Genomic DNA, 26,349 nt, shown 5'->3' with positions numbered 1-26,349 from the left:
GCGCGAATCGGCAGGTTTGGGGGCCCTCAATAAGAAAGCGCAGGACGAAGTGCTGGCATTCCGTGTCGGTTCACGCAGTTCAACAACGCAAATCAGGAGACAACCATGTCGTTCGCGAAAGGGCCGCACGCGGCTCGCAGTTTGTTCCGCAGTTCGCTATCCGCCGCGGCGGCCGCCGTCTGTCTCGCCGGCCTTGGCGTGACCGGCGCCGCGCAGGCCGCCGACGCAGGCAAGATCGGCCTCGGCCTGCCGCTGCTCACGTCGCCATTCTGGCAGTCGTACAACAACTATCTGCCCAAGTACGCGAAGGACATAGGCCTCGACATTCTTGCGCCCGTCAATTCGAACGGTGATCCCGCGCAGCAGATCACGGACATGAACAACCTGCTGAACCTCGGTGCGAAGGGCATCGTGGTCGGCCCGCTGGATTCGGCGGCGATCAGCCGCGCGCTCGACGCCGCCGCGGCGAAGAACGTGCCCGTGGTCGCCGTGGACGTCGCGCCCACACAAGGCAAGGTTGCGATGGTGGTCCGCGCCGACAATCGCGCGTATGGCGAAAAGGCCTGCAAGTACATTGGCGATCACGTGAAGTCGGGCAAGGTCGTGCAGATCATGGGCGACCTCGCCTCGGTCAACGGACGCGACCGGTCCGAAGCGTTCCGCTCATGCATGAAAGGCTATCCTGGCGTGTCGGTGCTGGAGATCCCTGCGGCCTGGAAAGGCGACGTCGCGGCGACCGCGCTCGACAGCCTGCTGACCGCGAATCCCGACGTGAAAGGCATCTACATGCAGGCTGGCGGCGTCTATCTGTCGCCGACGCTGCAAACCCTGCGCCGCAAGCAAATGCTCTTTCCTGTCGGCGACGCGAAGCACGTCGTGATCGTTAGCAACGACGGCATTCCTCAGGAGTTCGATGCGATCCGCCGCGGCGATATCGACGCAACCGTGTCGCAGCCCGCCGATTCGTACGCGAAATACGGGCTCTTCTATATCAAGGCGGCGCTGGCAGGGCAGACCTTCAAGCCGGGCCCGACCGATCACGGCAGCAACATCATCCAGCTGGCGCCGGGCATTCTGGAAGACCAACTGCCCGCACCGCTCGTGACCAAGTCGAATGTCGACGACAAAGCCTTGTGGGGCAATACTGTCAAATGAGCGATTCCACGCCCTCCGTGCCCGTCGTCGAAGCGTTCGAAGTCACCAAACGCTTCGGTTCGACGGCCGCGCTGAAAGACGTGAGCATCCGCGTGATGCCCGGCGAGTCGCATGCGCTCGTCGGGCGCAACGGCGCGGGTAAATCGACGCTGGTGTCGATCCTCACCGGCCTGCGCAAGCCCGACACCGGCGAGGTGCGTTTCAGCGGCACGGCCGCGCCTTCGATCGCGGATCGCGACGCGTGGCGCGAGCGCGTGGCGTGTGTCTATCAGCATTCGACGATCATCCGCGACCTGAGCGTCGCGGAGAATCTGTTTATCAACCGGCAGCCGCTGCGCGGCGGCGTGATCGATTGGCAAGCCATGCGGCGCGATGCGCGCGAGCTGCTCGATCACTGGAAGATCGACGTGCGCGAAGACGCCCGCGCCGGCGATCTGACGGTGGAGGCACGGCAGCTGGTGGAAATCGCACGTGCGCTGTCGTACGGCGCGCGCTTCATCATTCTCGACGAACCGACCGCGCAGCTCGACGGCGACGAAATCAAGCGCCTGTTCCGGCGCATCAGCGAGTTGCAGCGCGAAGGCGTGACCTTCCTGTTCATCTCGCACCATCTTCAGGAAGTCTATGAAATCTGCCAGACCGTGACGGTGCTGCGCGACGCGCGACATATCGTCAGCGCGCCGGTTTCAGCGCTGCCGCGCGAGCAGTTGATCGAAGCGATGACCGGCGAACGCGGCGGACTCGCCGTCGCCGACGCGGCGGCGCGCGACGCATTGCCCGCCGACACGGCGATCGCGCTGCACGTCGACGGCCTCGCGGGCGCCGATTACGAAGGCGTGTCGTTCACCGTCAAGCGCGGCGAAGTGGTCGGCCTGACCGGCGCGACGAGCAGCGGCCGTACGAGCGTGGCCGAAGCGATTGCCGGCCTGCGTGCCGCCAAACGCGGCGCGATCCGGGTGGATGGCAAGACCTTGCCGCCCGGCGACGTGCCCGCGGCACTCGCGCACGGCATTGGCTGTGTGCCGAAGGATCGCCATCACGAAGGCCTCGTGCTCACGCAATCGGTCGCGGAAAACGCCTCGATGACGATCGCGCGTTTGCTCGGCAAGTTCGGCATCGCCCCGCCCGCGAAGAAGAACGCGTTCGGCCAGAAGATGATCGATGCGCTCGGCATCGTTGCGCAAGGTCCGGAGCATGTGGTGTCCGGCCTGTCGGGCGGCAATCAGCAGAAGGTGGTGATGGCGCGTGCGCTCGCCACCAATCCCAATGTGCTGGTGCTGATCGATCCCACGGCGGGCGTCGACGTGAAATCGAAAGAAGCACTGCTCTCCGTCGTGGATCGCGTGCGCGAAGAGGGCAAGGCCGTGCTGGTCGTGTCCGGCGAACTCGACGATCTGCGCACCTGTGACCGCGTGCTGGTCATGTTCCGTGGCCGTGTCGCGGCCGAATTTCCGGCGGGTTGGCAGGACCACGACCTGATCGCATCCGTTGAAGGAGTCAGTCTCCATGAAGAATAGTGTGCCCAGTCCCGCCTTCGGCACCGCGCAAGCTCAGGCCCAGCCGCTGGCGCAGTCCACTCGCGGCAAACGCGCGCGCTCCGAACTCGCGCGCCTGCGCGAGTTGGCATTGCTGCCCGCGCTCGCATTGCTGATCGTGATCGGCGCATTTGTCAGCCCCAGCTTTTTGACCAAAGCGAATCTCATCAGCGTACTGGGCGCCTCCGCGGCGTTGGCGCTGGTCGTGCTCGCCGAATCGCTGATCGTGCTGACCGGCAAGTTCGATTTGTCGCTCGAATCGACGGTTGGCATTGCGCCCGCCGTGGGCGCGATGCTGGTGATGCCGGCGGCGTCCGCGGGCTTCGGCCTGCAATGGCCTGCGGCAGCCGGCTTGCTGGCCATCGTGGCGGTCGGCGCGGTGATCGGTTTCATCAACGGCTTTCTGGTGGTGCGTTTGCGGCTGAACGCGTTCATCGTCACGCTGGCCATGCTCATCGTGCTGCGCGGCATGCTGGTCGGTGCGACCAAGGGCGGCACGCTGTTCGATATGCCGCCGTCGTTCTTCACGCTCGCGACCACCATCGTGTTCGGCTTGCCGTTGTCCGTGTGGCTCGCGGCAGTGGCGTTCGCGATCGCGGCCTTCGTGTTGCGCTATCACCGGCTGGGTCGCGCGTTGTACGCGATCGGCGGCAATCCCGAGGCGGCGCGCGCCGCGGGGATTCGCGTTGAGCGCATTACGTGGGGCGTGTTCGTGCTCGGCAGCGTGCTCGCGTCGCTGGGCGGTTTGATCGTGACCGGCTATGTCGGCGCGATCAACGCGAACCAGGGCAACGGCATGATCTTCACGGTGTTCGCGGCAGCGGTGATCGGCGGCATTTCGCTCGACGGCGGCAAGGGCACCATGTTCGGTGCGCTCACCGGCGTGCTGCTGCTCGGCGTCGTGCAGAACCTGCTGACGCTTGCCCAGGTGCCGTCTTTCTGGATCCAGGCGATCTACGGCGCGATCATCCTGGGCTCGCTGATGGTGGCGCGCCTCGCAAGCGGCGAAGGCCAGAACTGATGCACACGCATTCCGGAGAACTCACTTGACCAGCCGCCCCATGCAAACGGACCCACGCCTGATCCTGCTCAGCCCCGCCGACAACTGCCTGATCGCGGCGGCGCGGCTGGACGGCGGCACGCAGGTCGAGATTGAAGGCGAGCGCGTGACGCTCACCAAAACCATCGAACTCGGTCACAAGGTGGCGCGCCATGAACTCGCGAAAGACGACAAGGTGCTGCGCTACGGCGCAGTGATCGGTCACGTGACGGAAGCAGTGGCGCGCGGTGCGCATCTGCATACGCACAATCTCGAGAGCGACTACCTGCCCACCTATACGCACGACGCGGGCCACGAGTTCGTCCATCACTGATGTGAGCACAATGTCGTGGCTTTTACGCCGCGCTGGAATGATCATGACTGACACTTCCGTAGCATCTCCATCCGCCGCATCGCAGCAGCCCACGCTGCAAGGTTACCTGCGCCGCGACGGCCGCAAGGGCATCCGCAATGTGGTGGCGGTGGCTTACCTGGTCGAATGCGCGCATCACGTCGCGCGCGAGATCGTCACGCAGTTTCGCGAACCTCTCGATGCGTTCGACGATCCTTCCGCCGAACGCGAACCGCCCGTTCATCTGATCGGCTTTCCCGGCTGCTATCCGAACAGCTATGCCGAAAAAATGCTCGAGCGGCTCACCACGCATCCCAACGTGGGCGCGGTGTTGTTCGTCTCGCTCGGCTGCGAGAGCATGAACAAGCACTATCTGGTGGACGTGGTGCGCGCAAGCGGCCGGCCGGTCGAAGTACTGACCATCCAGGAAAAGGGCGGCACGCGCAGCACGATTCAATACGGCGTCGACTGGATTCGCAGTGTGCGCGGGCAACTCGCCGCGCAAGAGAAAGTACCGATGGCGCTGAGCGAACTGGTGATCGGCACCATTTGCGGCGGCTCGGACGGCACCAGCGGCATCACCGCGAATCCGGCCGTGGGCCGCGCGTTCGACCATCTGATCGACGCGGGCGCGACGTGCATTTTCGAAGAAACCGGCGAGCTGGTAGGTTGCGAGTTCCATATGAAAACGCGCGCGTCACGGCCCGAACTTGGTGAAGAGATCGTTGCCTGTGTCGCGAAGGCAGCGCGCTATTACTCGATTCTCGGCCACGGCAGTTTTGCGGTCGGCAACGCGGACGGCGGCCTCACCACGCAGGAAGAAAAGTCGCTGGGCGCCTATGCCAAGAGCGGGGCGTCGCCGATTGTCGGCATCGTCAAACCCGGCGACATTCCGCCAACCGGCGGCCTGTATCTGCTCGACGTGGTGCCCGACGGCGAACCGCGCTTCGGCTTTCCGAACATCAGCGACAACGCCGAGATCGGCGAACTGATCGCCTGTGGCGCGCATGTGATTCTGTTCACGACCGGGCGCGGCTCGGTGGTCGGCTCGGCGATCTCGCCGGTCATCAAGGTGTGCGCGAATCCGGCGACGTATCGCAACCTCGCCGGCGACATGGATGTCGACGCGGGTCGTATTCTCGAGGGCCGCGGCACACTCGACGAAGTAGGCCGCGAAGTGTTCGAGCAAACCGTGGCGGTGTCGGGTGGCGCGGCCTCGAAGTCGGAAACGCTCGGCCATCAGGAATTCATCCTGACCTACAAGACGTTCGATCCGGTCGGCCCGGCTTGCTTGCCCTCGAGCGCCGCGCCGCAGCACCGGGTCGTCGCGATCGAGCCGCACTGAGCGGTTTGTCAGCAGGCCTTCCGGCAAGCAGGTCGTACACGCTGCGGGCACATGCTGCGCGTGCATGGTAAAACACGAATGGAACCGGAGTCAGCGCTGAAGCGTCAACTCCGGTCGATACTGGAGACGCGCTGAATGACGGCAACGATCGCATCGAAGATCGGGCAACGGCGCCGCATCGGCCGTGGGGCGGTGCAGGTGAGCGGATTGGGACTCGGCACGGCGCCCTTGGGCGGCCTCTACCGCGACCTGTCCGATGAAGAAGCCCACGCCACCATCGCCGCCGCGTGGGACGCCGGCGTGCGTTATTTCGACACCGCGCCGCATTACGGCAACACGAAGGCCGAGCATCGCCTGGGCGACGTCTTGCGGCGCTATCCGCGCGGCGACTACGTGCTGTCCACCAAGGTGGGCCGCCGCTTCGTGCCGCGCACCACGCCTTTCGACGACAAGGAAGGCTGGCAAAACCCGCTCCCTTTCGAAGCCATATACGACTACACGCACGACGGCATTCTGCGCTCGTTCGAAGACAGCCAGCAGCGCCTCGGTATCGTCGATATCGACATTCTGCTGGTGCACGATATCGGCCGCGCCACGCATGGCGACAATCATCCCCATTACTGGCGGCAACTGACCGAAGGCGGCGGGTTTCGCGCGCTGGACAAATTGCGCTCGGCGGGCGCGATCAAGGCCGTCGGACTGGGGGTCAATGAAGGTGCGGTAATACTCGATGCGATGGCCGAGTTCGATATCGATTGCGCGTTGCTCGCGGGCCGTTATACGCTGCTCGAACAGACCACGCTCGACGACCTGCTGCCGGCCTGTGAAGAACGCGGCGTCAGCATCCTGTTAGGCGGCGCGTTCAACTCGGGCATTCTGGCGCGCGGCGTCGAAGGTGATCTGAAATTCAATTACGGCGAGGCGCCGCGCGAAGTGATCGAGCGCGTCGCGCAGCTCGAAGCGGTGTGCCGTGCGCACGGTGTGCCGCTGGCGGCCGCCGCCTTGCAGTTTCCGTATGCGCATCCGGCGGTCGCCACGGTGTTGACCGGCGCGCGCAGTGCCGACGAATTGCGCGAGAACGCGGCGTCGTTCGAGCAGCCGATCCCCGCGGGCTTGTGGTCCGCATTGCGTGACGAAGGCTTGCTCGACAACCGCGCGCCCGCGCCGGAGAGTTGATTTGACGATGCTTATCGATGCCCACCAGCACTATTGGGACCCCGCTCGCGGCGACTACGAGTGGCTCACGCCGGAACTGAAGATTTTGTACCGGACGTTTGGCCCGGCGGATCTCAAACCGTTGCGAGAGCGCGCGGGCATTGAACGGACGGTGGTGGTGCAGGCGGCCCCGACCATCGACGAAACACGCTATTTGCTGGACCTCGCGCGGCATGAGCCGTCGATTGCCGGGGTGGTCGGCTGGGTGCCGTTATTGTTGCCCACGGCGCCGGCCGTGATCGAAGCGCTGGCGCACGAGCCGAAGTTCAAGGGCGTGCGGCCGATGCTGCAGGATTTGCCCGACGATACCTGGATTACCAACCCCGATCTCGCCCCCGCGATCGAAGCGCTGATCGCACACGACCTCGCGTTCGACGGTTTGATTTACGCGCGACACGTCGAGCCTTTCGAAACGTTCGCGGCGCGGTTTCCGGCGCTGCGTATCGTGGTCGATCACGGGGCGAAGCCGCCCATCCGCTACGGGCACGCCGGTTATCCAGGCTGGGCCGACGCGATTACGCGGCTCGCGAAACTGCCGAATGTGCACTGCAAACTGTCGGGTCTCGTGACCGAGGCCTCGCCCGGCTGGACCGAGGCAACGCTACAGCCGTATGTCGAGCATCTGCTGAAGTCGTTCGGGCCGGCGCGGTTGATGTGGGGCAGCGACTGGCCGGTGCTCGATCTGAACGGCGACTATCTGCTCTGGCATTCGGTGACGAATACGCTGCTCGGCTCCTTGAGCGAAGGCGAGCGCGAAGCCGTTTTCGGCGGCAATGCCGCTGCGTTTTATCGACTTTGATTTCTGGAAGAGACAAGCAGCAGAAGCAAAAGCAAATGCACAGCCCATTCAACTGGAGTCGTAGATGACACAAAGACTGGCCGGCAAGACGGCCCTGATCACGGCGGCAGGACAAGGCATCGGACTCGCCACCGCCGAACTCTTCGCACGCGAAGGCGCGCGTGTGATCGCCACTGACATCCGCATCGACGGACTCGCCGGCAAGCCGGTCGACGCCCGCAAGCTCGACGTGCGCGACAACGCGGCGATCAAGGCGCTGGCCGCCGAACTGGGCGCGATCGACGTGCTGTTCAACTGCGCGGGCTTCGTGCATGCGGGCAACATTCTCGAATGCAGCGAAGAGGATTGGGACTTCGCGTTCGACCTGAACGCGAAGGCGATGTACCGCACGATCCGCGCGTTCCTGCCCGCCATGCTGGACAACGGCGGCGGTTCGATCATCAATATGTCGTCGGCGGCGTCGAGCGTGAAGGGCGTGCCGAACCGCTTCGCGTACAGCGCCTCCAAGGCCGCGGTGATCGGGCTGACCAAATCCGTTGCTGCCGACTTCATCACGCGTGGTGTACGCTGTAACGCGATCTGCCCGGGCACTGTGGCTTCGCCGTCGCTCGAACAGCGGATCGTCGACCAGGCTCAGGCACAGGGCGCGACGCTGGACGCCGTGCAGGCGGCTTTCGTCGCGCGTCAGCCGATGGGCCGTATCGGCAAGCCGGAAGAGATCGCCGCATTGGCGCTGTATCTCGCGTCCGACGAATCGTCGTTCACCACGGGCCACGCGCATGTGATCGACGGCGGCTGGTCGAACTGAGGTACGCCGACCCAAGCTGAACCACGAACCGAACACCACTCAAAGGAAGTGTCAGGATGAAACTGCTTCGTTATGGGCCGAAGGGCCAGGAAAAGCCGGGCTTGCTCGACGCACAAGGCAAGATTCGCGATCTGTCGAAAGTGGTCGCCGATATCGATGGCGCCGCGCTAACCGACGAAGGTCTCGCCAAGCTGCGCGCGCTCGATCCGGCCTCGCTGCCGCTGGTCGAAGGCAATCCGCGCATGGGTCCGTGCGTCGGCAAGATCGGCAAGTTCATCTGTATCGGCTTGAATTACGCGGATCACGCGGCCGAATCGAATCTGCCGGTGCCGGCCGAACCGGTCATCTTCAACAAGTGGACGAGCGCGATCAGCGGCCCGAACGACGACGTGGAAATTCCGCGCGGCTCGAAAAAGACCGATTGGGAAGTGGAACTCGGCGTGGTGATCGGCAAGCCGGCGAAATATATCGACGAAGCCAACGCGCTCGATTACGTCGCCGGTTACTGCGTGATCAACGACGTGTCGGAACGCGAATGGCAGATCGAAAAGGGCGGCACGTGGGACAAGGGCAAGGGCTTCGACACGTTCGGCCCGATCGGTCCGTGGGTGGTCACGCGCGATGAAGTCGCGGACCCGCAGAACCTGAGCCTGTGGCTCGAAGTGGACGGCCATCGCTATCAGAACGGCAGCACGAAGACGATGGTGTTCGGCGTCGCGAAGCTGGTCTCGTACGTATCGCAGTGCATGAGCCTGCAACCGGGCGACGTGATTTCGACCGGCACGCCGCCGGGCGTCGGCATGGGCGTGAAGCCGAATCCGGTGTACCTGAAGCCGGGCCAGACGATTCGCCTGGGGATTGAAGGTCTGGGCGAGCAAACGCAGAAGACCTACGCGGCGGAGTAAGTCGCGCTGGCGAACCTGGCTGCATGAAGAAAGGCGGTTCCTGTGTCGAGCAGGAACCGCCTTTTTTGTGTGCGCCGCTGCGGTTTGGTGGCGCTGCTCCGTGAGCCGTTGCGCGAGCGGAGCCGCTCGACGATCGACAGGCGTGCCGCCGGCGCGTCGCTCAGGCGCGCTGCTCGGCGAGCAAACGCGCAAGCAACGCCACCAACTGATCGACGTGCTTGTCTTCCGTGCGCCACGACGACACGCTGATGCGAAACGCCGGCCGGCCTTCCCAGACAGTCTGGCCGAACCACGTTTCGCCCGACGCCTGCGCCGCTTCGCGAATCGCGACGGTCTGCGCGTCGGTCTTCGCCCGCGCCAGCACCTGGTTCAGCACGACACGGTTCAACACCTCGAAGCCGGCGGCGCGCAGACCTTCGGCAATTCGCGAAGCCTGCGCGCAATGCCGGTCGACCATCTCCTGCACGCCGCTGCGCCCGAGCGAACGCAAGGCGGCCCAAATTGGAATGCCGCGTGCCCGGCGCGAGAACTCCAGGTTCAAATTCTTCTGCGCGTCATGCGCGCCGCTCAGATAGACCGCGTCGCTGTTCATCGCCGCCGAGATCGCGCGCGCGTCGCGGCAGATCGCCATTGCGCCGTCGTACGGTGTGTTGAGCCACTTGTGGCCGTCGGTGGTCCAGCTATCCGCGCCGTCGATGCCCTCGGTCAGCGCCCGTTTCGACGAGGCGCGCGCCCACAGGCCGAACGCGCCATCCACGTGGACCCACGCGCCGGCCGCCTTGGCGCGAGGAATCACTTCCGCGAACGGATCGAATTCGCCGGTGTTCACTTCGCCGGCTTGCACGCAGAAGATCGTCATGTCGTCGAGCGGCGGCAACTGCGCGGGATCGATGCGGCCATGCGCATCCACGGGCGCGGCGATCACGCGCTTCATGCCGAAGCCGAGCACGCGCAACGCCTTTTTCACCGTGATATGCGCCATCTCGGAGATCACGACGCGCACCGGCGGCGCGCCGTCCAGGCCGTCGTTGTCGAAATCCCAACCCTTGCGTGCCAGCAGCGCGCGCCGCGCGGCCGCGATGCACACAAGCGTGCAGGCCGTTGCGCTGGTGCCGAAGCCGATCGCCGCTTCACGCGGCAAATCGAGCGCGTCGAGCACCCAGCGTGCGGCGATCTTCTCGATCGTGGCCGCGACCGGCGAGTTGTCGAAGGTCGACGCGCACTGGTCCCACGCGCCCATCAAACGTTCGGCCGCCGCCGCGGCCGGCAGCACCGCGCCGATCACGAAGCCGTAGTAGCGCGGATCGTTCGACGCGACCGTGCCAGGCGATCCGCTTTCGTCGAGCAGGCGCAGTACGTCGACGGGCGCGTGGCCGTGTTGCGGGAAGGCTTCATCGAAGGCCGCGAGTTGCTGGAGCGCGGCGGCGTCTGGAAACACCCGGCGTTTGCCGATACCGGCAAGGTAAGCGTGCGCGCGCTGGTCCGCGTCGGTGGCAAGTGCGAGTTCGTCCATGTGGCTCCTAAGCTGTCGGGAAGGTGGCGGCGCGGTCTCGTGAATACCGCGCGCCTACAGATTGGCGAGGTCGCGGCCGAGCTTCTGCAACTCGGCGTCGATGCGTTTGTAATAGGTGAATTTGCCGATCCGCTGCGCGCGAACGAGTCCCGCATCGGCGAGGATGCGCATGTGGCGCGTGGTCGTGGCGGGTGCGATGCCGAGCTTGTCGGTGATGAACGTGCAGCACACGCCGACCGTTTCGATATCGGCGTGGTCCTGATACGGGAAATGCAGCGTCGGCTCTTTCAGCCAGCGCATGACGGCGAGCCGGCTGGCATTCGCGAGCGCGTTGATGCGCGTGAGGTCGTCTGTCATGAGGCAGTGCGCCGAATGGAGCCATCGGTGGATAACGTTTCGTATATTAGCTAAATGACGAAACGTGAACAAGCGCCTCGATGACGGCGCGATGTGCTTCAGGAAAGGCTACGGTCTCAGTTGCCGTGTTCGTGTTCGCCGCTTTCGCTGATCCGGTTCACGGTGCCCTGCGCGACGGCAATCAGCTTTTCGCGGTTGCCTTCCATCACGAACACGTTGCATTGGCAGGTGGCCTGATGCTGGCCCGCATAGACGACCTTTGCGCGCGCGATCAGCGTGCCGTTGATGGCCGGGCGCAGGTAATTGATCTTGTATTCCCCGGTCACGACTTTGGGCCCGAGTAGCAGCGCACCGGCGAACGTCAGTGCATTGTCGACGAGATAGCTGATGACGCCGCCATGCACGAAGCCGTGCTGTTGCCGCAACTCGTCGCGGATCGGCAGACTCAGCGTGAGTTCGTTGGTGCCCGTGTGCATCAACTCTGCGCCCAACAGCATGCTGAACGGCTGGGCATGCAGTGCGCCGCGCGCCCGGTCGAGGAGGTCGGTCATTGTGAGTCCTTCGGGCATAGCCCGCGGTGGCAATCTGCACTGGCCTGCGTCGTGCAGTCCCTACCCACTCTAGGAAGCGCGCACGCGCCGCGTCAAGGGGAATCGGTAATTTGCTCCATGCATTGTTGTGCGAAGTGATTGCAATGGTGAAGTTGGCCGATGTAAAGGGGACGTAAGACGATCTTTGATGGAATTGGTCTCAAGCGCGGCTCGGCGATGCCGTTAACCCTGACGTAGCTCCCGTTATTCTTTGCCTTCAGGTATTCACGATGTTCAGCAAGATCAAGGTCGCATCCGGCCTGTTGTGTGTTCTGGCCGCATTCTGCGTTTTCCAGCTTGTCACGGTCGGTTTGGGGTTCTGGTCGCTCACGCGTACCCATGACGACGTGAACGATCTGTCTAACATCGCCTTGAAGCAGGTGGACGCGGTCAACGAAACGACCCAGCATCTGATGGACGCGCGCATCAATCTCTCGCGCGCCGGCACGCGCATGGTGCGGGGCGGCTCCGAGCCGACCGACATCGTGCAGCACGCCCGCGAACAGTTGACGGCCGCCGACCAGTCGTTCGCGGCCTTCATGAGCGCCCCCAAGACCGGCGACGAGAACGGCGCCCGTGCCGCGGCCCTCGCCGAGCGCTACAAGAAGCTGCACGACGCGCTCGCGGAACTGGTGCAGTTTCTCGACGCGAACAACATTCAGGCCTTTCTCGACCAGCCGACCCAGTCGTTCCAGGACGCCTACCTCGGCGAGTCACATAACTTCGTGCAGTTCGGCAACGCGGCGAGCCGCGCATCGCTCGATTCGATCGATACGCGCATGGCGACGTTTCGCGCCGTCAGCCTCGTGATCCTGCTGGCGCTGGTGGCCGGCACGTTCGCCGTGTATGCGGCGTTGCGCCGGGGCGTGGTGGCGCCGCTGGAAGAAGCGGGCCGACACTTCGACCGAATCGCGCAAGGCCGCCTCGACCAGCCGATCGCCGCGCGCGGCACCAATGAGATCGGCCGGCTGTTCTCGGGCCTCGCGAAAATGCAGGCCAGCGTGGCGCGTACCGTGCAAACCGTGCGCGAATCCGCGGACTCGATCCACCTCGGCGCCGACGAAATCGCGACCGGCAACGCCGACTTGTCGGCGCGCACGGAAAGCCAGGCGGCTTCGCTGGAAGAAACCGCGTCGAGCATGGAGGAATTGACCGCCACCGTGCGTCAGAACGCCGAGCACGCCCGGGAGGCCAATGCGCTCGCCGAAACCGCGCTTGAGGCGACCTCGCGCGGCAGCGAAGTGGTCAACGAGGTGGTCGACAAGATGCGCGGCATCGCGCAGAGCTCGGACAAGATCGCCGAGATCATTTCGGTGATCGACGGCATCGCGTTCCAGACCAATATTCTCGCGCTCAACGCGGCCGTGGAAGCGGCCCGCGCCGGCGAGCAGGGGCGCGGCTTCGCCGTGGTGGCGGGCGAGGTGCGCGGCCTCGCGCAGCGCAGCGCGCAATCGGCGAAGGAAATCAAAACGCTGATCAGCGAATCGGTCGCCGAGATTCAGGGCGGTTCGGCGCTGGTCGAGCATGCCGGGGAAGCGATGAGCAACGTGTCCGCCTCGATTTCGCGCGTCACGCAGATGATGGCGGAAATCAGCGCGTCGTCGCTCGAGCAGAGCACGGGTATCGAACAGGTCAACCAGGCGGTAGTACAGATGGATGAGATGACGCAGCAGAACGCGGCGCTCGTCGAACAGGCCGCGGCAGCGGCGGCATCGCTGCATCAGCAGACGCAGCAGTTGAAGCAGGCGGTTTCCGTGTTCGAAATTTCGGAATCTGTGTTGCGCACGCAACAATTCGACGAAGCGCGTGGCCCATCAGCCGATTTTTCGTTGTCCGGCATGCGCGCGATTTAGCCCGAGCAAGCGCTAAAAACCAAACCGTCAGACAAAGAAAATGGCCCGCCAAAGCGGGCCATTTTGCATTAGACGCAAGCGCCTAAGGGTGCCTCAACGTACCTGACGGTACTTAGGCCGGCTGGATGTTCGCAGCTTGCTTGCCCTTCGGGCCTTGCTTAACTTCAAACGTCACTTTTTGGTTTTCCTGCAGGGACTTGAAGCCGCTGCCTTGAACTTCCGAAAAGTGCGCGAACAGGTCTTCGCCGCCGTCGTCCGGCGTGATGAAGCCAAAGCCCTTTGCATCGTTAAACCACTTCACAGTACCTGTTGCCATTTTTAATCCAGTAAATGTTGTGTGTTGCATTCGCGACCGCTATTTCTCAACGCGAGATCGAGCGCGAAGTAGGAGTTGTATCACGTCTTTATGACGGACGCCAACCAACCAGTATTCGGGTATTCCCCCGCATCGGCATTTTTCCGGCTTGGGAAGCAATTGGAAGGCCGCTCCGCCCGGTAGGGTAAACTGCTTGTATTACTCTTCTAGGAAAAACATTGACACATTATTTGCAAGAAGAACTGACCTCGTTCTGGAGTCGTTTGACCCCCTATCTGGCGATATTGGAGTCTAAATCCCCTCAAGAAGGCGCCCCGGACCCGATCGGCCGTATTACGGTCGATACCGCGGACCGCCAGGCTTTCGCCCTCCACACGACCGATCGCAAGCCGCATGGCGACGTGTCGGACACCCCCACCGGGCAAAGCGCAACTTATATGCGTTTTAAATCTGCCGACACCGGCTGGAGCACCTGGCAGCGCGAAGAGTACTGATCGGCCAGGCGGTCGGCTTTTTGTCCGGGCCCGTCATGACGTCGTGAGATCGCGGCCGGCGCCAGCCGGCTTCGCGATCGCTCGGGTGCCCAAGTCGCGGACGCTACCGGGGTTGGTCGAGTTTTTTGCGGCCTCGGGAGCGTCGGACAGGTTGGTTGGCGGACGCGAGAAGGCCGCGCGATGCGCGCCTCACCGGCAGCCTCACACCGGCAAGGCCTCATAGGCGGTCGCGAGGTGGTAGGGCGTGGTCGACGGCATGTCTGCCCGGGCCACCTCACCGGCCGGCGTTTTGCACTCGAACCAGCCCTGCGGACGCAGGAAGCGTTGTTGGAACCGTTCGATTTGCCGGGGCAGCGCGGCGAGCGCCGTCTGTTCGTCCTGGCTTGCCAGCGCACGCAGATACTCGGTTTGCGCCCAGATCCGCTGGGTCGCGTCCTTCACCCGCCCGGTTTCATCAAGCGAGGCGCACACGCCGCCTGTCTCCCGGTCCACCCCATGTTGCTGCGCGAAGCTGAACGCTCGTGGCATCGCTTCGGCAAGACCGGAACCTTCGAACACGGCGCCCGCCTGCTTGACCAGCCAGAACCATTCGAACTGATGACCGGGTTCCAGACGGTTCTCGGCCGCACCGATCGGCAGTTCCGCGATGCAACCCGTGGGCGCGTGCAGGAAGTGACGGGCGACCGCGCCGGCGAGGCGCCGCAATGCGGCGTCGAAAGCGTTGTCGTGCGTGGCTTCGCGAGCGGCCAGCCAGGCTTCGGTCAGGTGCATCAAAGGATTCTGGATCGGCGTGCCCGTCACGCCGGCGAAGTCCGCGGTCAGCGCGGCGTTGAACAGATCGCCTTCGGCGGCGAAGTTCGACTGGATCACCGCCGACGTGCGATGCACGAGTTCCAGCGCGTCGGGATTGCCGGAGCGCCGGCCATATTCCGCGCATGCAAACACGACGAATGCGTGCGTGTACAGATCCTTGGTGGTATCGAGCGGTGCGCCTTGCGAATCGACGCTGTAGAACCATCCGCCGTGGCGGGTGTCCTGAAAGGTACGCGCCAACGAGTCGAACAGCACCTGCGCGTGAGCTTCGTCGCCTGCTTGGGAGAAGACGAACAATTGCCGCGCGCAGGCCATGGCCCGGAAACGCTCGGCAGGTAGCGGCTGATGGCCTTCAGCGCTAACCGCTTCGTAGGGCAGCTTCAGTGCGGCGTTGAATCCCGGGCCCCGCCACATGGGCAGCACCACGCCTGTGAAGTGGTCGCGCAGCCTCTTCGCGAGGGCGATGGTGGAAGCGGCGGAAGGGTTCGTGCTCTGCATAGTCAAATTGGTCAAACGCGTATTTCGAAGGGCCTACGGGTTAGTGCCGTAGCCAAAGTCGCAGCGCGGCGCATTCGCCGGCCAACCTGTTGGTGAGCGCGGATGCTACCTGCTTTGCCGGCGGCCAAGCCGAAATCAGCACGACGACTCGCAGTGCGACCGGCTCAACCTGCCTGGCAACCGCCTGGCAACCCGCCTGGCAACCCGCCTGGCAACCCGCCTGGCAACCCGCCTCGCGGCGTGCGGCCTAGCATAAAGCAAACAGGTCCCGCCGGCACTCCGGCGCCGGTGCGGAAAACATCTCAAATAATTGCCGATAAGGAGGAAAAACAATGTTGGGGAATCTCGAACTCATCGCCCGTCTGGGGCTGGCCGCGGCGCTCGGCAGTGTCATCGGCTTCGAGCGGGAGCGGCTTTCGTGGGCCGCGGGTCTACGAACGCACATGCTGGTGTGCGTCGGTTCGACGCTCATCATGATCGTCTCGGCCTACGGTTTTGCCGAAGTGCTGGGCGGGGAGCACGTGGTGCTCGACCCGTCGCGGATGGCCGCGCAGGTCGTGTCGGGCATCGGCTTTCTCGGCGCGGGTTCGATCCTGCTGCGCGGCGAGATCGTGCGCGGCCTGACGACGGCGGCAAGCCTCTGGTCGGTCGCCGCCATCGGGCTGGCGGTGGGCGGCGGGCTGTACACCGCGTCGATCGCGGCGACCATCATCATTCTGATCATCCTTGCCGGCATCAAGCCGCTCGAGCGCCGCTTCATCACGGTCAAGCAGCGGCGCCAACTGACGATGATCGTCGAGCGCGGCACCATGACCTTCCACTCGCTGCACGACGAACTCGGCGCCGCAAGCCCGCGCGTCAAACAGTTCGTGATGCAGCAAAGCGAGGACGCGCCCGAGTGCGACGAGGTGATGATCACCTTGCATCGCGTGTCGAATACGGAATATCACGCGATCTGCGGCCGCTTGCGACAACTGCACGGCGTGAAGCAGTTCCGGCAGGACGACGCGACTTCGTGAAAACGGAAAATCCTCGGCGAATGGCTTCGGCGGGCGCGGGCGGCCATGCGACAATGCGGTCTCGAAAAATTCCAACGGCATTGACGAGCGGTGCTCGGCGCCCGCTTTCCGGCGACGACCGCTTTTTTCTCTATGGCAGATTCCGTAGCATCCACGCAGTCCCGGCCTTCGCGCACAGCTTCGAAGAAGCGGCGTCAGGCCACCGTCTCGACCGAAACTGAAAACAAGCTGGCGCGCGCCGCGCGCTCTGCACAACGTCTCGCGCAACTGAGCGACGCCTCTCGCGACGACAGCACGCTCGACCTGTTCCCCGACGATCCCACCCGCGCCACGCTGGAAGCGATGAATATCGACATCCGGCAAGGCACGCTGCACGGTTTCGAGTTACCCGATGTAGTGCTGGCGGCGGTCGGCGCGATCGATGCCGGCGACAGCGGGCCGCTCGACGCGCGCTCGGCGCGCCGCGCGCCCCGCGCCGCGAAGTCCGATGAGCCGATGCCGGTCAACGCGCAACTGAGCGGGCTCGAAATGGAGCCGCTGGCGACGACGGCTTCGCCGGTCGGCGAACTGGCTTTGTGCGACACGAAGCCGGCAACGGATGCTAATGCCGACGAGAAACCGGCGGCCCCGTTGACGCCAGCCATGGCGGCAGCAACCGTGGCGCGCAGCGTGACCGCGCTGCGCCAGGCGTCCGAGGCGGGGGCGACGACGGGGGCGTCGACGGATGCCGCGTCCGCGCAGACCCTGGGTGGCAGCAAGGCGCCGCAACGTTTTGCTGCGACTTTCGCCAAGGCGGCTTCGGCTTCGGCATCGGCATCGGCTTCGGCATCGCGAGAAGCGACTTCAGTTGAACCCCCGAATACGGTGGATGAAACCGCTTCGGCGCAGGCGAGCGCTGCATCCGCCGAGCCGATGCCTGCCGCGCAGACATCGACGAATTCATCGGCATCCGCACAAGCGAGCGCCGAGTTCGCCACGCCGTGGCGCGAAGCCCGGCGCGCCGAAGCGGCCGCGGCCGCGCTGCGCGCCGCGCCGGAACTCGATCGCGCGCGGGCCACCGCCTTTGCCGATACCGTCGACGCGCTGTATGGCGTGATCGCCGATCAGCGCCGCGCCGCGACCGATCATTCGCGCCGCATGAAGTGGATGCTGTCGATCGTGGTGGGCGCGTTGCTGGTGACGGTTGCGATCGGCATCACGCAGACCGTGTTGCTGATGCGCCTGACGCGTGAAACCACTGCCCAGCAGCATCGCATCGAACAGATGATGCAGAACCAGCAAGCGGCGATGGCCAGTTTGCTCGACACGCATATGGCGATGGCGAATGCCGCGGCCGCCAGTGCCGCTTCCGGCGCGGCCGCGGCCGCCGCCGCCACTGCTCCGCAAGCTGCCGTCACGGCGGCGCATACCAAACGCGCCGCGCGGGCGCAGCATTCGCATAGGCCGAAAGCGGTTATTCCGCAGTGATGGTCAGTGACCGCCGCGCTGGTAACGCACCGGCCGCGGCGATCCGAACAACGATCGCCGACCGGCGGTGTTCTTGCTCCCTTCCCCTCTCAAAGCCGGTTTCAACAGAAATCGCGTCAAGACCGCGCTGCGCGCGGCTCTCCCTTCCGGCCCTGAATGCCCGAAAACGGGGACGTTGTCATGATGCGACGCACAATGTGGGAAATGCGCCGTGACAAGACGCCGCGCCAAAAAATTGCTGCATTGCACTAGCGTTAATCTAGGGAAAACCCTATAATGCTTCTTAAGGGAAAACCCTAGCTAATGCAGTAACCAACCGGGAGTCGCCATGAGCTTCATCTTTGCATTGTTCCAAAAGGTCAGCGACCTCTTTGCGTCGCCCCATCTGCCGCTGGACGCTGAGTATTCGTACGAAGCACGCAGCCGCGAAGCAGAACGCGTGCGCAGGGCACAAGCCACGTTGTTCGGCATCAAGCTGACCGACTAAAAGCCACGCTGCACCGGCCTGAAGCGCGGATCACCGCGTACGGGCGCGCACTTCGGGTGCGCATCGAATGATTGAAGCCACAGTTCGCGAAACGCGTACCGTGGCTTTTGTTTTTTGGGGCCCATTTTTCGCCCGCAGGCCTGCTGTCCGAATATTTCTACCCCGAAATGAATGTAACGGCGGCTGACACTGCGCCGGTTTGCCGCACGGTCAAATCATCTCGCATGGCCTGACGGACGGGCGTTGACCGCTAAAACGCGGGCCTTTCATCCGTCCCCTTCTTTGAAATGAGCGCTTACAAGTGCTCACGTCTTCACGCGGTTTGCGCCGCTAAAGTTGGTCTCAAGCGTACGGCGTCTGGTTCGAGCCTGACATTGCAGTTCGAGGCCGATCGACGGACGCCGGCTTGATACAAAACTTTGATGGGAGGTCACTATGAAAACCTTTAACAAGACATCGCGTTCGATCATTGCAACGCTGCTGGCGGGCGGCGCGCTGCTCGCAGCCGGCAGCGCATTCGCCCAGGAACGGGTGGTCGTGGAGAACGGTCCGGGACCGGCGGTGTACGGTCAGCCGCACATGACGCCTGTTGGCGTGTCGATCAATATCGGCTGGCATGGCGATCGTTACTACGACGGCCACCGCTACTGGGCTCATGACGACTGGATGCGCCATCACCCGCACGATTACGACCCGCACCACCACGGCGACCATCGTCCGCCGCCGCCGCGCTACTGATGGCCGCATGACCGCGCCGCGCGACGCGGCGTGAAGTGCACAAAGCCGGTCCTTCCTCGCGGAAGACCGGCTTTGTCGCGTTCGGCCTTGCGAATCGGCGCGCTGCGCTATGCTTCGAAGCTTTTATCGACGGCAGCGGGAGAGCGGCGTGGACAAGGCAGTCATAGGCGTAGTTGGCACAGGATTGATGGGCGTCGGCATTGCGACGCAAAGCGCGCTGCACGGACACAGAACGATCGTCCACGACGTCGATCCGGCGCGTCTTGCGAGCGTTGCGTCGAAAGCGGAAGCGGTGCTCGACGAGCTGATCGACGCCGGGCGCATCGATCAGGCGGCACGGCAAGCGGCGTTGGCGCGCATCGAAACCCATGCGCAACTCGACGTGATGGCGTCGGCGCAATTCGTGATCGAGGCGATTCCCGAAGTGCTCGAACTGAAGCATCGCCTGTATGCGGCGCTGACTGAGTTGCTCTCCGATGACGCGATTCTCGCGAGCAATACCAGCGGTTTCCCGCCTGATCAACTGGTCACGCCGTTGCGCGCGAAAGAGCGCTTCGTGATCGCGCATTTCTGGAACCCGCCGCACATGATTCCGCTCGTCGAAGTCGTGCCGGGCACGGCGACCGCGCCGGAAGTGACCCAGCAGACCGCCGCGTTGATGAGCGCGATCGGCATGGAGCCGGTGGTGCTGGCGAAGGCGATTCCGGGCTTTGTCGGCAACCGCTTGCAGTTCGCGGTGCTGCGCGAGGCGTTGAACATTGTCCGATCCGGGGCGGCGACGCCTGACGTGGTCGACCGCGTGATGAAGGCGTCGCTCGGACGCCGCTGGGGGATCGTTGGGCCGCTCGAGGGTGCGGATATGGGCGGGCTCGACACCTTCCTCGATATCTCCACGCATCTGATGCCCGAACTGGCCAAAGACGAAGACGTGCTCGACTTATTGCGCGAGCAGGTCGACGCGGGGCGCGTCGGCGTGCGCAGCGGCGCCGGTTTCTACGAATGGGACGACGCGCATCTGGCGCAGGTGAAAGAAGGACGCCGCCGCGTGATCAGTCGCGGTTGATGAACGGACACGGCGACGGCGGCTGATTGCCGGAACGGGGGCGAGGCTTCTTGCGCATCATCACGGCCTCACCGGAAATGGCGCGGGGTGCCTTGCGGGAAATGCCATGCCCAGCAGCGGCCGCCGCTCTGCTGTATAAATGCCCTCTAGCCCACAATCCAGGCTCAATCCGTCAAGCCGACTCAGCGCCATGTCCCACTACTTCTACGATCCCGCCACGGGCCACGGCCTTGCGCACGATCCCTTCAAAGCCATCGTCGCACCGCGGCTGATCGGCTGGATTTCGTCGCGCGACGCCGAAGGTACTTTGAATCTCGCGCCATACAGTTTCTTCGGCGCGTTCGCCACCTTCCCGGCGATCATCGGTTTTTGCAGCGAAGGTCGTAAAGACAGCGTCACCAACATAGAAGCCACCGGCGAATTCGTCTGGAACCTGGCCACCAAACCGCTCGCCGAGCAGATGAACCGTTCGTCGGCGCCGGTCGCGCCGTCTGTCGACGAATTCGCACTCGCGGGTCTCACGCCTGCGCCGGGCCGTAACGTCGCCGTGCCGCACGTCGCCGAATCGCCGGCCGCGCTCGAGTGCAAGTTGCTGCAAGTGGTGCGTCTGCATACACTCGACGGCAAACCGATGGACAACTACCTGTCGCTCGGCCAGGTGGTCGGCGTGCACATCAACGAGGCCTATCTGAAAGACGGCCTGTTCGACACGCATGCGGCGCAGCCGATCATGCGCGCCGGCTATCGCGGGGACTATGCGGAAATCGGCGACATGTTCCAGATGTTCCGCCCGAGCGCCTAAGCACCGCAGCGTTTGAAACCAGATCGCGCCGCGCGAGGCGGCGCGGCAATCAGCGCAGCGCCTGCGAATCGTGCAAAACCGGCTCCAGTGGACTGGCCCGCTTGATGCTTGCAACCGACGCTCCAATGCGTCGTTTTCAACTGCCGGCTCACTCGCGAGGAGCGCGATCATGTCCACCGAATTCGCCACGCAATTCAGCCATGTCCGTCCGCAAGACACGTCCTACGTGGATCAGGGCTTACGCGACTTTTTTCTCTACCGTGATTTAGGCATCGCGCAGGCGACCGGCGGCAAGGTGCTCGCGCAACTCGTCAAGGCGAATCACGCACCAGAGCAAGGCACCGGCTGGCACCGTCATGAGGCCGACTTCCACATTGTGATCATGCTGAAGGGCTGGGCGCGCTTCATGTACGGCGACAAGGAGACGCTCGTTGCCGCCGGCGATTGCGTGCATCAGGCGCCGGGCATCGTTCACTATCTGTTCGATTATTCGGAAGATATGGAGTACATCGAAATCGTCTCACCGGCCGATTTCAAATCGATCGACGTCGAAGGGCCGTGTGACGTGCCGCCGGTGACGCCCTGGAAGAGCGTCGCGGCATAGCGAAGGGAACGCGTCTGCGTGTGCAGCGCGCATCAACGCGCGGCCACGCACGCAGACCGCCCATCGAGACAGCGCCGCTAAAGGTGCTGGGAAAGCGCTAAGAAAGCACCAAGAAACGCGCATTACGCTGCAGGCGGCCGCCTGCGCGGAGCGCGCGGCGTCTGCGGCTTGATGGCAGCGGCCGCCCCTTCACTCGATGCAGCGCCCGATCCATTCGACCCGACCCTCACCGCCGCATCCACTTCCACATCGACCACCGCCGTCGCGGCCGGCGCTGCCGCCGTGACCTCGGCAGCCTTGGCCGCGGGCACTGGCTGGATCGTGCGCGCCCGCGAACCGACCAACACCGCGCGCGGCTCATTGTCGTAAATCACGGCCCGCACGCGCGGATAGATTTGCCGCTCCCAGCGGTGTCCATTGAACACGCCGTAATGCCCGACGCCGGTCTGCACGTGGTGCGTCTTCAGATAGGGCCGCAATTTGTCGCACATGTCTTGCGCCGCGAGCGTCTGCCCGACGGCGCAGATATCGTCCTTCTCGCCTTCCACCGTGAGCAAGGCCGTGCGGCGAATTTTCGACGGCTCGACGAGACGCCCCTTGACTTCGAGCGCATGCAACGGCAGCGCATGCCGCTGAAAAACCGTATCGACGGTCTCCAGGTAGAAGTCGGCCGTCAGGTCCATCGTCGCGAAGTATTCTTCGTAGAACGTGTGAATCGTGTCGGCTTTCGCGGGATCGCCTTTGGCGCGTTCGTAATGCATCGTCTCGAACGAATCGAGATGGCGGTTGAGATTCATCGCCATGAACGCGGTCAACTGTACGAAGCCCGGATACACGCGCCGGTGCGCGCCCGCAAAACCGAACGGCACCGCGCTGATCAGATTCTGCTCGAACCACTCGATCGGCTTGCTCTTCGCGAGGTCGTTGACGCGCGTCGGGTTGATGCGGGTGTCGAGCGGACCGGCCATCAGCGTCATGCTCGCAGGCTGCGCGGGATGATCGTCGGCGGCCATGAGCGCGACCGCTGCCAGCGCGGCAACGGTCGGCTGGCACACGGCCAGCAGATGCGCGCCGGGCCCGATCGCTTCAGTGAAGTCGATCACGTGCTGCACGAATTCGTCGAAGCCGAAGCGGCCTTGGCTCAATGGAACGTCGCGCGGGTTGTGCCAGTCGGTGATGTAGACGTCGTGTTCGGTCAGCATGGTGCGCACAGTGCCACGCAGCAGTGTCGCAAAGTGACCGGACATGGGTGCGATCACCAGCACACGGGGCTGCGGCACCGACGGCGGGGTCTGCTTACGGAAATGCAGCAGCGAGCAGAATGGCGTGTGCGCCGCGACTTCTTCGACGATCGCCACGGATTTGCCCTCTGACACCACGCTATCGATGTCGAACGGCGGCCGCACGGGCGTGAGACCGGCGAGTGTCAACAATTCGCAGGCGGCGCGGATCGATCGGCCATGCGACGTTTCGCCGAACGCGGGCCACGCGTCGAGCGAATGATTCATCAGTGCCGCACCGTGCCGCATGGGCAGCATCATGTCGGCGAAAGCCTGATATGTGGGATATGCGAACAGGTTCATAACCTTCGCACGAATGCTGAAGAGGATGGAACCCAAATAGAGGCAAGTCATGTGCCAATCAGCATAAGCACGGGGGCGGCCCTGCCTGCACGTTGGCATAGCATTTGCGCGAGTCAGGGCAACGGGCCGAAATTGCCGCGCTTTGGTGCGCGCGCGCACGGCAACGTGCACGCATGGCGTCAGGCGCCGACCGAACGCCTCATCTGGAGGAGAATCGTATGGCGAATACCACGCTCACTATCAGCAGCAAGAATTATTCGTCGTGGTCGTTGCGCGGCTGGCTGTTGACCCGGTTTAGCGGATTGCCTTTCGAAGAAGTCGTCATGCCGATCGACGATCCAGCGGCACGCGCCGAACTGCTGCTGCTGTCGCCATCGATATTGGTGCCGTGCCTCGTTCACGACGGCATCGAGATCTGGGACACGCTGGCGATTGCCGAATATCTGAACGAACTCAAACCGGACGCAAAGCTGCTGCCGGAAGACATTCGCGCACGCGCGCATTGCCGCTCGATTTGCGGCGAGATGCATTCGGGTTTCGGCTCCCTGCGCTCGGCCTTGCCGATGAACCTCAAAGCGCATTTTCCAGGCTTCAAGGTGTGGGCGCGGGCTCAATCGGACATCGACCGGATCGTGACGATCTGGAGCGAATGCCTGAAGCAGTATGGCGGGCCGTTTCTGTTCGGCGAGCGGACCACGGCGGACGCGATGTACGCGCCTGTGGTGACGCGATTCGTCACCTACGACGTCAAGCTCGATCCGGAAATCGTCGAATACGGACAGCGGATCATGGCGCTGCCCGAGATGCAGGAGTGGATCGCCGACGCGCAACAGGAAGTGGAAGAGATCGACGAGCTGGACGTCGAATTCTGAAGCGGGTGTATTGAAGAAACGCTGTTGCTGCTGCAACGGCGCGCGGCGCGCTGCGGCACGCAACGCCGTGCCGCGATGCTCACCCTCAATCGCGCGCGCTTTCCAGCTTGAACACGCTGACCACCTGCGCAAGGCGCGCGGCCGGATCGCGCAACTCGGCCGCTGCAAGTTCCGCTTCGCCGACAATCGTAGCGTTCTGCTGCGTGGCTTCGCCGATCTGCGTGACGGCGAGATTCACCTGTTCGATGCCGCCCGATTGCTCGCGCGAGGCGACGCTGATTTCGCCCATGATCGCGCGAACCTGGCCGACCTGTTGAACGATGCCCTGCATCGTCGAACTGGCTTCTTCGGCTATCCGGAAGCCGCTTTGCACGGTCGTCGTGGAACTCGCGATCAGGCTCTCGATCTCCTTCACCGAGGCCGCGCTGCGCTGCGCCAGCGCGCGCACTTCCGAGGCCACGACCGCGAAGCCCTTGCCGTGCTCGCCGGCGCGCGCCGCTTCCACGGCGGCGTTCAGCGCGAGGATATTGGTCTGGAAGGCGATGCCCTCGATCACGGTCGTGATCTCGGCGATTTTCTGCGACGAGCGGCTGATCTCGCCCATGGTCGACACCACGCGTTCAACCGCGCGGCCGCCTTCGAGCGCGGCGTCGGCGGCGCGCGTGACGAGCGTGTTCGCTTGCGCGGCATGGTCGGCGTTCTGCTGCACGGTCGAGGTGATCTCTTCCATGCTCGCCGCTGTTTCTTCGAGGCTGCTCGCCTGCGTGGCGATTCGCGCCGCGATGTTGCCGCTGCCGGTGGCGATCTTTTCGGTGCCGTGGGACATGTCCGTCGACGCATTGCGCACTTGCGAAACAATGCGCGCGAGTCCTTCGCCGATGCCGTCGATCGACTGCATCAGGCGGCCAATTTCATCGGCGCGCGCGTTTGCGCCATTCGCCACGCGCACGCTCAGATCGCCCGAGGCGAAACGTTCGGACGCCTTGGCGGCTTCTTCGAGCGGACGGCTCACGAGGCGCCGCACCGCTATCAGGAACACCACCGCGAACACGCCGACGAGGATGAAGCCGAGCAGTAGAAATTCATTGCGGGTGGCGACGACGTCGGCCATCACTTCGTCGCGCGGCGCGACGCCGCCAACCAGCCATTGCCATTCCGGCACGGTAACGAACGACACGAACTTGTCGCGCGAGCCGCGCTCGCCGAGCGTGGCGTCGGCCGAGCTGTATTCGAGCTGGCCGTCCTTCATGTCGAGCATCTGCTGATACGGTGCGTTCGCGTTGTCGGCGTTCTGGCCGGCCGCTGCCGGATGCACGATCAGCTTGCCGCGCTCCGCGCCCTTCGACGCATCGACAACAAAGTAGTAACCGCTGTCGCCGATCTTCAGATTGCGAATCCCGTCTTCGACCGACTGAATTTCCTTGTCCACATTGACGCCGACAAACAGCGCGCCGATCACGCGACCGCTCGCGTCGGTGATCGGGCGGTATTGCGTGATCAAACGTTTGCCGAAGAGCGCGGCGAGTCCCGTATAGGGTTTGTTCGCGAGGAGTAGTGCGTAGGCCGGTGCCTTGCGGTCGAGCAGCGTGCCGATGGCGCGCGAGCCGTCCTGTTTCTTCAGCGAAGTGGTAACGCGTACGAAGTCGTCGCCATTGCGCGCGAACACGGTGGCGACCGCGCCGCTGCGTTCGAGAAACAGATCGGGGATGGAAAAGTCCAGGTTCAGGACTTTGTCGCCCGCCTTGATGGTCGGCGTGGCGACACCGCCGATATCGACTTTCTGGGTCTCGTCGAGCGTGTAGCCGGTGGGCAGGAAACTCGCGAACAGCGACATTGAGCGGTCGACCTCGTTCGATAAGGCCTTGTCGAACAACTTGATCATCGCGGCGATCGAGCGGTCTTTATCGGCGATGCGTTCGAGCACCTGGTCGCTGATCTGCTTGCCGGCGGTGCGGGTGAGCGCCCATGTGAACGCGGCGAAGATCAACGCGACCAGCACGCACGAAAGGATAGCGAGCCGCGCGCCAACGCTGGCACGGCGCAAAGAGAGAAATTCCATGGGCGGTTGCGGAGTAAAGAAGCACAAGCGGAATGCGTGGTCCATGCATAGGCATGACCGGCATCGAT

At 63.9% G+C, this 26,349-nt stretch carries 26 protein-coding genes; 19 read left to right on the top strand and 7 right to left on the bottom strand.

Features of this window, described 5'->3' with window-relative positions; genetic code table 11:
• The first annotated feature begins 105 nt into the window (after nucleotides 1-105).
• The 9 genes from P0D71_RS30635 to P0D71_RS30595 all read left to right on the top strand — a co-directional run bounded on the left by P0D71_RS30635 (nucleotide 106) and on the right by P0D71_RS30595 (nucleotide 9,153).
• On the top strand, nucleotides 106-1,155 hold the full coding sequence (locus tag P0D71_RS30635; RefSeq protein WP_091805130.1) for a sugar ABC transporter substrate-binding protein: 1,050 nt from the start codon (nucleotides 106-108) through the stop codon (nucleotides 1,153-1,155).
• Nucleotides 1,152-2,672, top strand: a complete 1,521-nt coding sequence (locus P0D71_RS30630; protein ID WP_408483373.1) for a sugar ABC transporter ATP-binding protein — start codon at nucleotides 1,152-1,154, stop codon at nucleotides 2,670-2,672. The genes P0D71_RS30635 and P0D71_RS30630 overlap by 4 nt, the downstream gene beginning before the upstream one ends.
• Nucleotides 2,662-3,711 carry an ABC transporter permease gene (locus P0D71_RS30625; protein WP_091805124.1) on the top strand — a complete coding sequence of 350 codons (1,050 nt, stop codon included), beginning with the start codon at nucleotides 2,662-2,664 and terminating at the stop codon, nucleotides 3,709-3,711. The genes P0D71_RS30630 and P0D71_RS30625 overlap by 11 nt, the downstream gene beginning before the upstream one ends.
• Before the next feature lie 25 nt (nucleotides 3,712-3,736).
• On the top strand, nucleotides 3,737-4,063 hold the full coding sequence (locus tag P0D71_RS30620) for a UxaA family hydrolase (RefSeq protein WP_177205137.1): 327 nt from the start codon (nucleotides 3,737-3,739) through the stop codon (nucleotides 4,061-4,063).
• 43 nt (nucleotides 4,064-4,106) lie between these two features.
• Complete coding sequence (locus P0D71_RS30615) at nucleotides 4,107-5,426, top strand: UxaA family hydrolase (RefSeq protein ID WP_408483372.1); 1,320 nt, start codon at nucleotides 4,107-4,109, stop codon at nucleotides 5,424-5,426.
• Between the two features lie 135 nt (nucleotides 5,427-5,561).
• Nucleotides 5,562-6,602, top strand: a complete 1,041-nt coding sequence (locus P0D71_RS30610) for an aldo/keto reductase (RefSeq protein ID WP_408483371.1) — start codon at nucleotides 5,562-5,564, stop codon at nucleotides 6,600-6,602.
• 7 nt (nucleotides 6,603-6,609) lie between these two features.
• Nucleotides 6,610-7,440, top strand: coding sequence for an amidohydrolase family protein (locus tag P0D71_RS30605; RefSeq protein WP_408483380.1), 831 nt, complete (start codon nucleotides 6,610-6,612; stop codon nucleotides 7,438-7,440).
• Nucleotides 7,441-7,504: 64 nt separating this feature from the next.
• Nucleotides 7,505-8,248, top strand: a complete 744-nt coding sequence (locus tag P0D71_RS30600; protein WP_091805112.1) for an SDR family oxidoreductase — start codon at nucleotides 7,505-7,507, stop codon at nucleotides 8,246-8,248.
• A 56-nt stretch (nucleotides 8,249-8,304) separates the two neighbouring features.
• Nucleotides 8,305-9,153 carry an ureidoglycolate lyase gene (locus P0D71_RS30595; RefSeq protein WP_408352389.1) on the top strand — a complete coding sequence of 283 codons (849 nt, stop codon included), beginning with the start codon at nucleotides 8,305-8,307 and terminating at the stop codon, nucleotides 9,151-9,153.
• Between the two features lie 160 nt (nucleotides 9,154-9,313).
• Here P0D71_RS30595 and P0D71_RS30590 read toward each other — a convergent pair whose 3' ends face one another.
• The 3 genes from P0D71_RS30590 to P0D71_RS30580 all read right to left on the bottom strand — a co-directional run bounded on the left by P0D71_RS30590 (nucleotide 9,314) and on the right by P0D71_RS30580 (nucleotide 11,574).
• The gene (locus P0D71_RS30590) at nucleotides 9,314-10,666 is read right to left on the bottom strand and encodes a pyridoxal phosphate-dependent decarboxylase family protein (RefSeq protein WP_408483370.1); all 1,353 of its coding nucleotides are present in this window, start codon (nucleotides 10,664-10,666) and stop codon (nucleotides 9,314-9,316) included.
• 54 nt (nucleotides 10,667-10,720) lie between these two features.
• Nucleotides 10,721-11,023, bottom strand: coding sequence for an ArsR/SmtB family transcription factor (locus P0D71_RS30585; protein ID WP_091805103.1), 303 nt, complete (start codon nucleotides 11,021-11,023; stop codon nucleotides 10,721-10,723).
• 116 nt (nucleotides 11,024-11,139) lie between these two features.
• Entirely contained in the window at nucleotides 11,140-11,574 is a 435-nt protein-coding gene (locus tag P0D71_RS30580; RefSeq protein ID WP_091805101.1) for a PaaI family thioesterase, read from the bottom strand.
• Nucleotides 11,575-11,843: 269 nt separating this feature from the next.
• Between P0D71_RS30580 and P0D71_RS30575 the strand changes: the two genes are divergently transcribed.
• The gene (locus P0D71_RS30575; protein ID WP_408294540.1) at nucleotides 11,844-13,466 is read left to right on the top strand and encodes a methyl-accepting chemotaxis protein; all 1,623 of its coding nucleotides are present in this window, start codon (nucleotides 11,844-11,846) and stop codon (nucleotides 13,464-13,466) included.
• A 112-nt stretch (nucleotides 13,467-13,578) separates the two neighbouring features.
• On the opposite strand, the gene P0D71_RS30570 is transcribed toward P0D71_RS30575, so the two are convergent.
• The gene (locus P0D71_RS30570; protein WP_007178724.1) at nucleotides 13,579-13,782 is read right to left on the bottom strand and encodes a cold-shock protein; all 204 of its coding nucleotides are present in this window, start codon (nucleotides 13,780-13,782) and stop codon (nucleotides 13,579-13,581) included.
• Between the two features lie 218 nt (nucleotides 13,783-14,000).
• Between P0D71_RS30570 and P0D71_RS30565 the strand changes: the two genes are divergently transcribed.
• Nucleotides 14,001-14,276 (top strand): hypothetical protein, encoded by a 276-nt coding sequence (locus tag P0D71_RS30565; RefSeq protein ID WP_408185067.1) that lies wholly within the window; start codon nucleotides 14,001-14,003, stop codon nucleotides 14,274-14,276.
• 201 nt (nucleotides 14,277-14,477) lie between these two features.
• Here P0D71_RS30565 and P0D71_RS30560 read toward each other — a convergent pair whose 3' ends face one another.
• The gene (locus tag P0D71_RS30560; RefSeq protein WP_408483379.1) at nucleotides 14,478-15,587 is read right to left on the bottom strand and encodes an AGE family epimerase/isomerase; all 1,110 of its coding nucleotides are present in this window, start codon (nucleotides 15,585-15,587) and stop codon (nucleotides 14,478-14,480) included.
• A gap of 332 nt (nucleotides 15,588-15,919) precedes the next feature.
• Between P0D71_RS30560 and P0D71_RS30555 the strand changes: the two genes are divergently transcribed.
• The 7 genes from P0D71_RS30555 (at nucleotide 15,920) to P0D71_RS30525 (ending at nucleotide 21,767) form a co-directional block, all read left to right on the top strand.
• Nucleotides 15,920-16,606: an MgtC/SapB family protein gene (locus tag P0D71_RS30555; protein WP_408483369.1), complete on the top strand. Its 687-nt coding sequence runs from the start codon at nucleotides 15,920-15,922 to the stop codon at nucleotides 16,604-16,606.
• Between the two features lie 132 nt (nucleotides 16,607-16,738).
• Nucleotides 16,739-18,073, top strand: a complete 1,335-nt coding sequence (locus P0D71_RS30550) for a hypothetical protein (RefSeq protein ID WP_408483368.1) — start codon at nucleotides 16,739-16,741, stop codon at nucleotides 18,071-18,073.
• A gap of 328 nt (nucleotides 18,074-18,401) precedes the next feature.
• Nucleotides 18,402-18,560 (top strand): hypothetical protein, encoded by a 159-nt coding sequence (locus tag P0D71_RS30545; protein ID WP_177205136.1) that lies wholly within the window; start codon nucleotides 18,402-18,404, stop codon nucleotides 18,558-18,560.
• Between the two features lie 435 nt (nucleotides 18,561-18,995).
• Complete coding sequence (locus P0D71_RS30540) at nucleotides 18,996-19,298, top strand: hypothetical protein (RefSeq protein ID WP_408185070.1); 303 nt, start codon at nucleotides 18,996-18,998, stop codon at nucleotides 19,296-19,298.
• Nucleotides 19,299-19,407: 109 nt separating this feature from the next.
• Nucleotides 19,408-20,361, top strand: coding sequence for a 3-hydroxyacyl-CoA dehydrogenase family protein (locus P0D71_RS30535; RefSeq protein WP_177205135.1), 954 nt, complete (start codon nucleotides 19,408-19,410; stop codon nucleotides 20,359-20,361).
• Between the two features lie 190 nt (nucleotides 20,362-20,551).
• Nucleotides 20,552-21,163 (top strand): flavin reductase family protein, encoded by a 612-nt coding sequence (locus tag P0D71_RS30530; RefSeq protein ID WP_091805081.1) that lies wholly within the window; start codon nucleotides 20,552-20,554, stop codon nucleotides 21,161-21,163.
• 169 nt (nucleotides 21,164-21,332) lie between these two features.
• On the top strand, nucleotides 21,333-21,767 hold the full coding sequence (locus P0D71_RS30525) for a cupin domain-containing protein (protein WP_408483367.1): 435 nt from the start codon (nucleotides 21,333-21,335) through the stop codon (nucleotides 21,765-21,767).
• Nucleotides 21,768-21,889: 122 nt separating this feature from the next.
• Here the strand turns inward: P0D71_RS30525 and P0D71_RS30520 are convergent, their stop codons facing one another.
• On the bottom strand, nucleotides 21,890-23,350 hold the full coding sequence (locus tag P0D71_RS30520; RefSeq protein WP_408483366.1) for a polyhydroxyalkanoate depolymerase: 1,461 nt from the start codon (nucleotides 23,348-23,350) through the stop codon (nucleotides 21,890-21,892).
• Nucleotides 23,351-23,568: 218 nt separating this feature from the next.
• On the opposite strand from P0D71_RS30520, the gene P0D71_RS30515 reads away from it, so the two are divergent.
• The gene (locus P0D71_RS30515) at nucleotides 23,569-24,222 is read left to right on the top strand and encodes a glutathione S-transferase family protein (protein WP_091805076.1); all 654 of its coding nucleotides are present in this window, start codon (nucleotides 23,569-23,571) and stop codon (nucleotides 24,220-24,222) included.
• An 85-nt stretch (nucleotides 24,223-24,307) separates the two neighbouring features.
• Here the strand turns inward: P0D71_RS30515 and P0D71_RS30510 are convergent, their stop codons facing one another.
• Complete coding sequence (locus P0D71_RS30510) at nucleotides 24,308-26,281, bottom strand: methyl-accepting chemotaxis protein (protein ID WP_408483365.1); 1,974 nt, start codon at nucleotides 26,279-26,281, stop codon at nucleotides 24,308-24,310.
• Between the last annotated feature and the right edge of the window lie 68 nt (nucleotides 26,282-26,349).

It is taken from the genome of Paraburkholderia sp. RL17-383-BIF-A (assembly GCF_046028015.1).
Classification (GTDB): Bacteria; Pseudomonadota; Gammaproteobacteria; order Burkholderiales; family Burkholderiaceae; genus Paraburkholderia.
The sequence above is the reverse complement of the archived record's forward strand: the minus strand, read 5'-3'. Positions and strand labels throughout refer to the sequence as shown.

Coding starts and splice junctions, on each gene's coding strand:
- P0D71_RS30635 (WP_091805130.1), top strand. CDS start 106: ATGTCGTTCGCGAAAGGGCCGCACGCGGCTCGCAGTTTGTTCCGCAGT.
- P0D71_RS30630 (WP_408483373.1), top strand. CDS start 1,152: ATGAGCGATTCCACGCCCTCCGTGCCCGTCGTCGAAGCGTTCGAAGTC.
- P0D71_RS30625 (WP_091805124.1), top strand. CDS start 2,662: ATGAAGAATAGTGTGCCCAGTCCCGCCTTCGGCACCGCGCAAGCTCAG.
- P0D71_RS30615 (WP_408483372.1), top strand. CDS start 4,107: ATGACTGACACTTCCGTAGCATCTCCATCCGCCGCATCGCAGCAGCCC.
- P0D71_RS30610 (WP_408483371.1), top strand. CDS start 5,562: ATGACGGCAACGATCGCATCGAAGATCGGGCAACGGCGCCGCATCGGC.
- P0D71_RS30605 (WP_408483380.1), top strand. CDS start 6,610: ATGCTTATCGATGCCCACCAGCACTATTGGGACCCCGCTCGCGGCGAC.
- P0D71_RS30600 (WP_091805112.1), top strand. CDS start 7,505: ATGACACAAAGACTGGCCGGCAAGACGGCCCTGATCACGGCGGCAGGA.
- P0D71_RS30595 (WP_408352389.1), top strand. CDS start 8,305: ATGAAACTGCTTCGTTATGGGCCGAAGGGCCAGGAAAAGCCGGGCTTG.
- P0D71_RS30590 (WP_408483370.1), bottom strand. CDS start 10,666: ATGGACGAACTCGCACTTGCCACCGACGCGGACCAGCGCGCGCACGCT.
- P0D71_RS30585 (WP_091805103.1), bottom strand. CDS start 11,023: ATGACAGACGACCTCACGCGCATCAACGCGCTCGCGAATGCCAGCCGG.
- P0D71_RS30580 (WP_091805101.1), bottom strand. CDS start 11,574: ATGACCGACCTCCTCGACCGGGCGCGCGGCGCACTGCATGCCCAGCCG.
- P0D71_RS30575 (WP_408294540.1), top strand. CDS start 11,844: ATGTTCAGCAAGATCAAGGTCGCATCCGGCCTGTTGTGTGTTCTGGCC.
- P0D71_RS30570 (WP_007178724.1), bottom strand. CDS start 13,782: ATGGCAACAGGTACTGTGAAGTGGTTTAACGATGCAAAGGGCTTTGGC.
- P0D71_RS30560 (WP_408483379.1), bottom strand. CDS start 15,587: ATGCAGAGCACGAACCCTTCCGCCGCTTCCACCATCGCCCTCGCGAAG.
- P0D71_RS30555 (WP_408483369.1), top strand. CDS start 15,920: ATGTTGGGGAATCTCGAACTCATCGCCCGTCTGGGGCTGGCCGCGGCG.
- P0D71_RS30550 (WP_408483368.1), top strand. CDS start 16,739: ATGGCAGATTCCGTAGCATCCACGCAGTCCCGGCCTTCGCGCACAGCT.
- P0D71_RS30545 (WP_177205136.1), top strand. CDS start 18,402: ATGAGCTTCATCTTTGCATTGTTCCAAAAGGTCAGCGACCTCTTTGCG.
- P0D71_RS30540 (WP_408185070.1), top strand. CDS start 18,996: ATGAAAACCTTTAACAAGACATCGCGTTCGATCATTGCAACGCTGCTG.
- P0D71_RS30535 (WP_177205135.1), top strand. CDS start 19,408: ATGCTTCGAAGCTTTTATCGACGGCAGCGGGAGAGCGGCGTGGACAAG.
- P0D71_RS30530 (WP_091805081.1), top strand. CDS start 20,552: ATGTCCCACTACTTCTACGATCCCGCCACGGGCCACGGCCTTGCGCAC.
- P0D71_RS30525 (WP_408483367.1), top strand. CDS start 21,333: ATGTCCACCGAATTCGCCACGCAATTCAGCCATGTCCGTCCGCAAGAC.
- P0D71_RS30520 (WP_408483366.1), bottom strand. CDS start 23,350: ATGAACCTGTTCGCATATCCCACATATCAGGCTTTCGCCGACATGATG.
- P0D71_RS30515 (WP_091805076.1), top strand. CDS start 23,569: ATGGCGAATACCACGCTCACTATCAGCAGCAAGAATTATTCGTCGTGG.
- P0D71_RS30510 (WP_408483365.1), bottom strand. CDS start 26,281: ATGGAATTTCTCTCTTTGCGCCGTGCCAGCGTTGGCGCGCGGCTCGCT.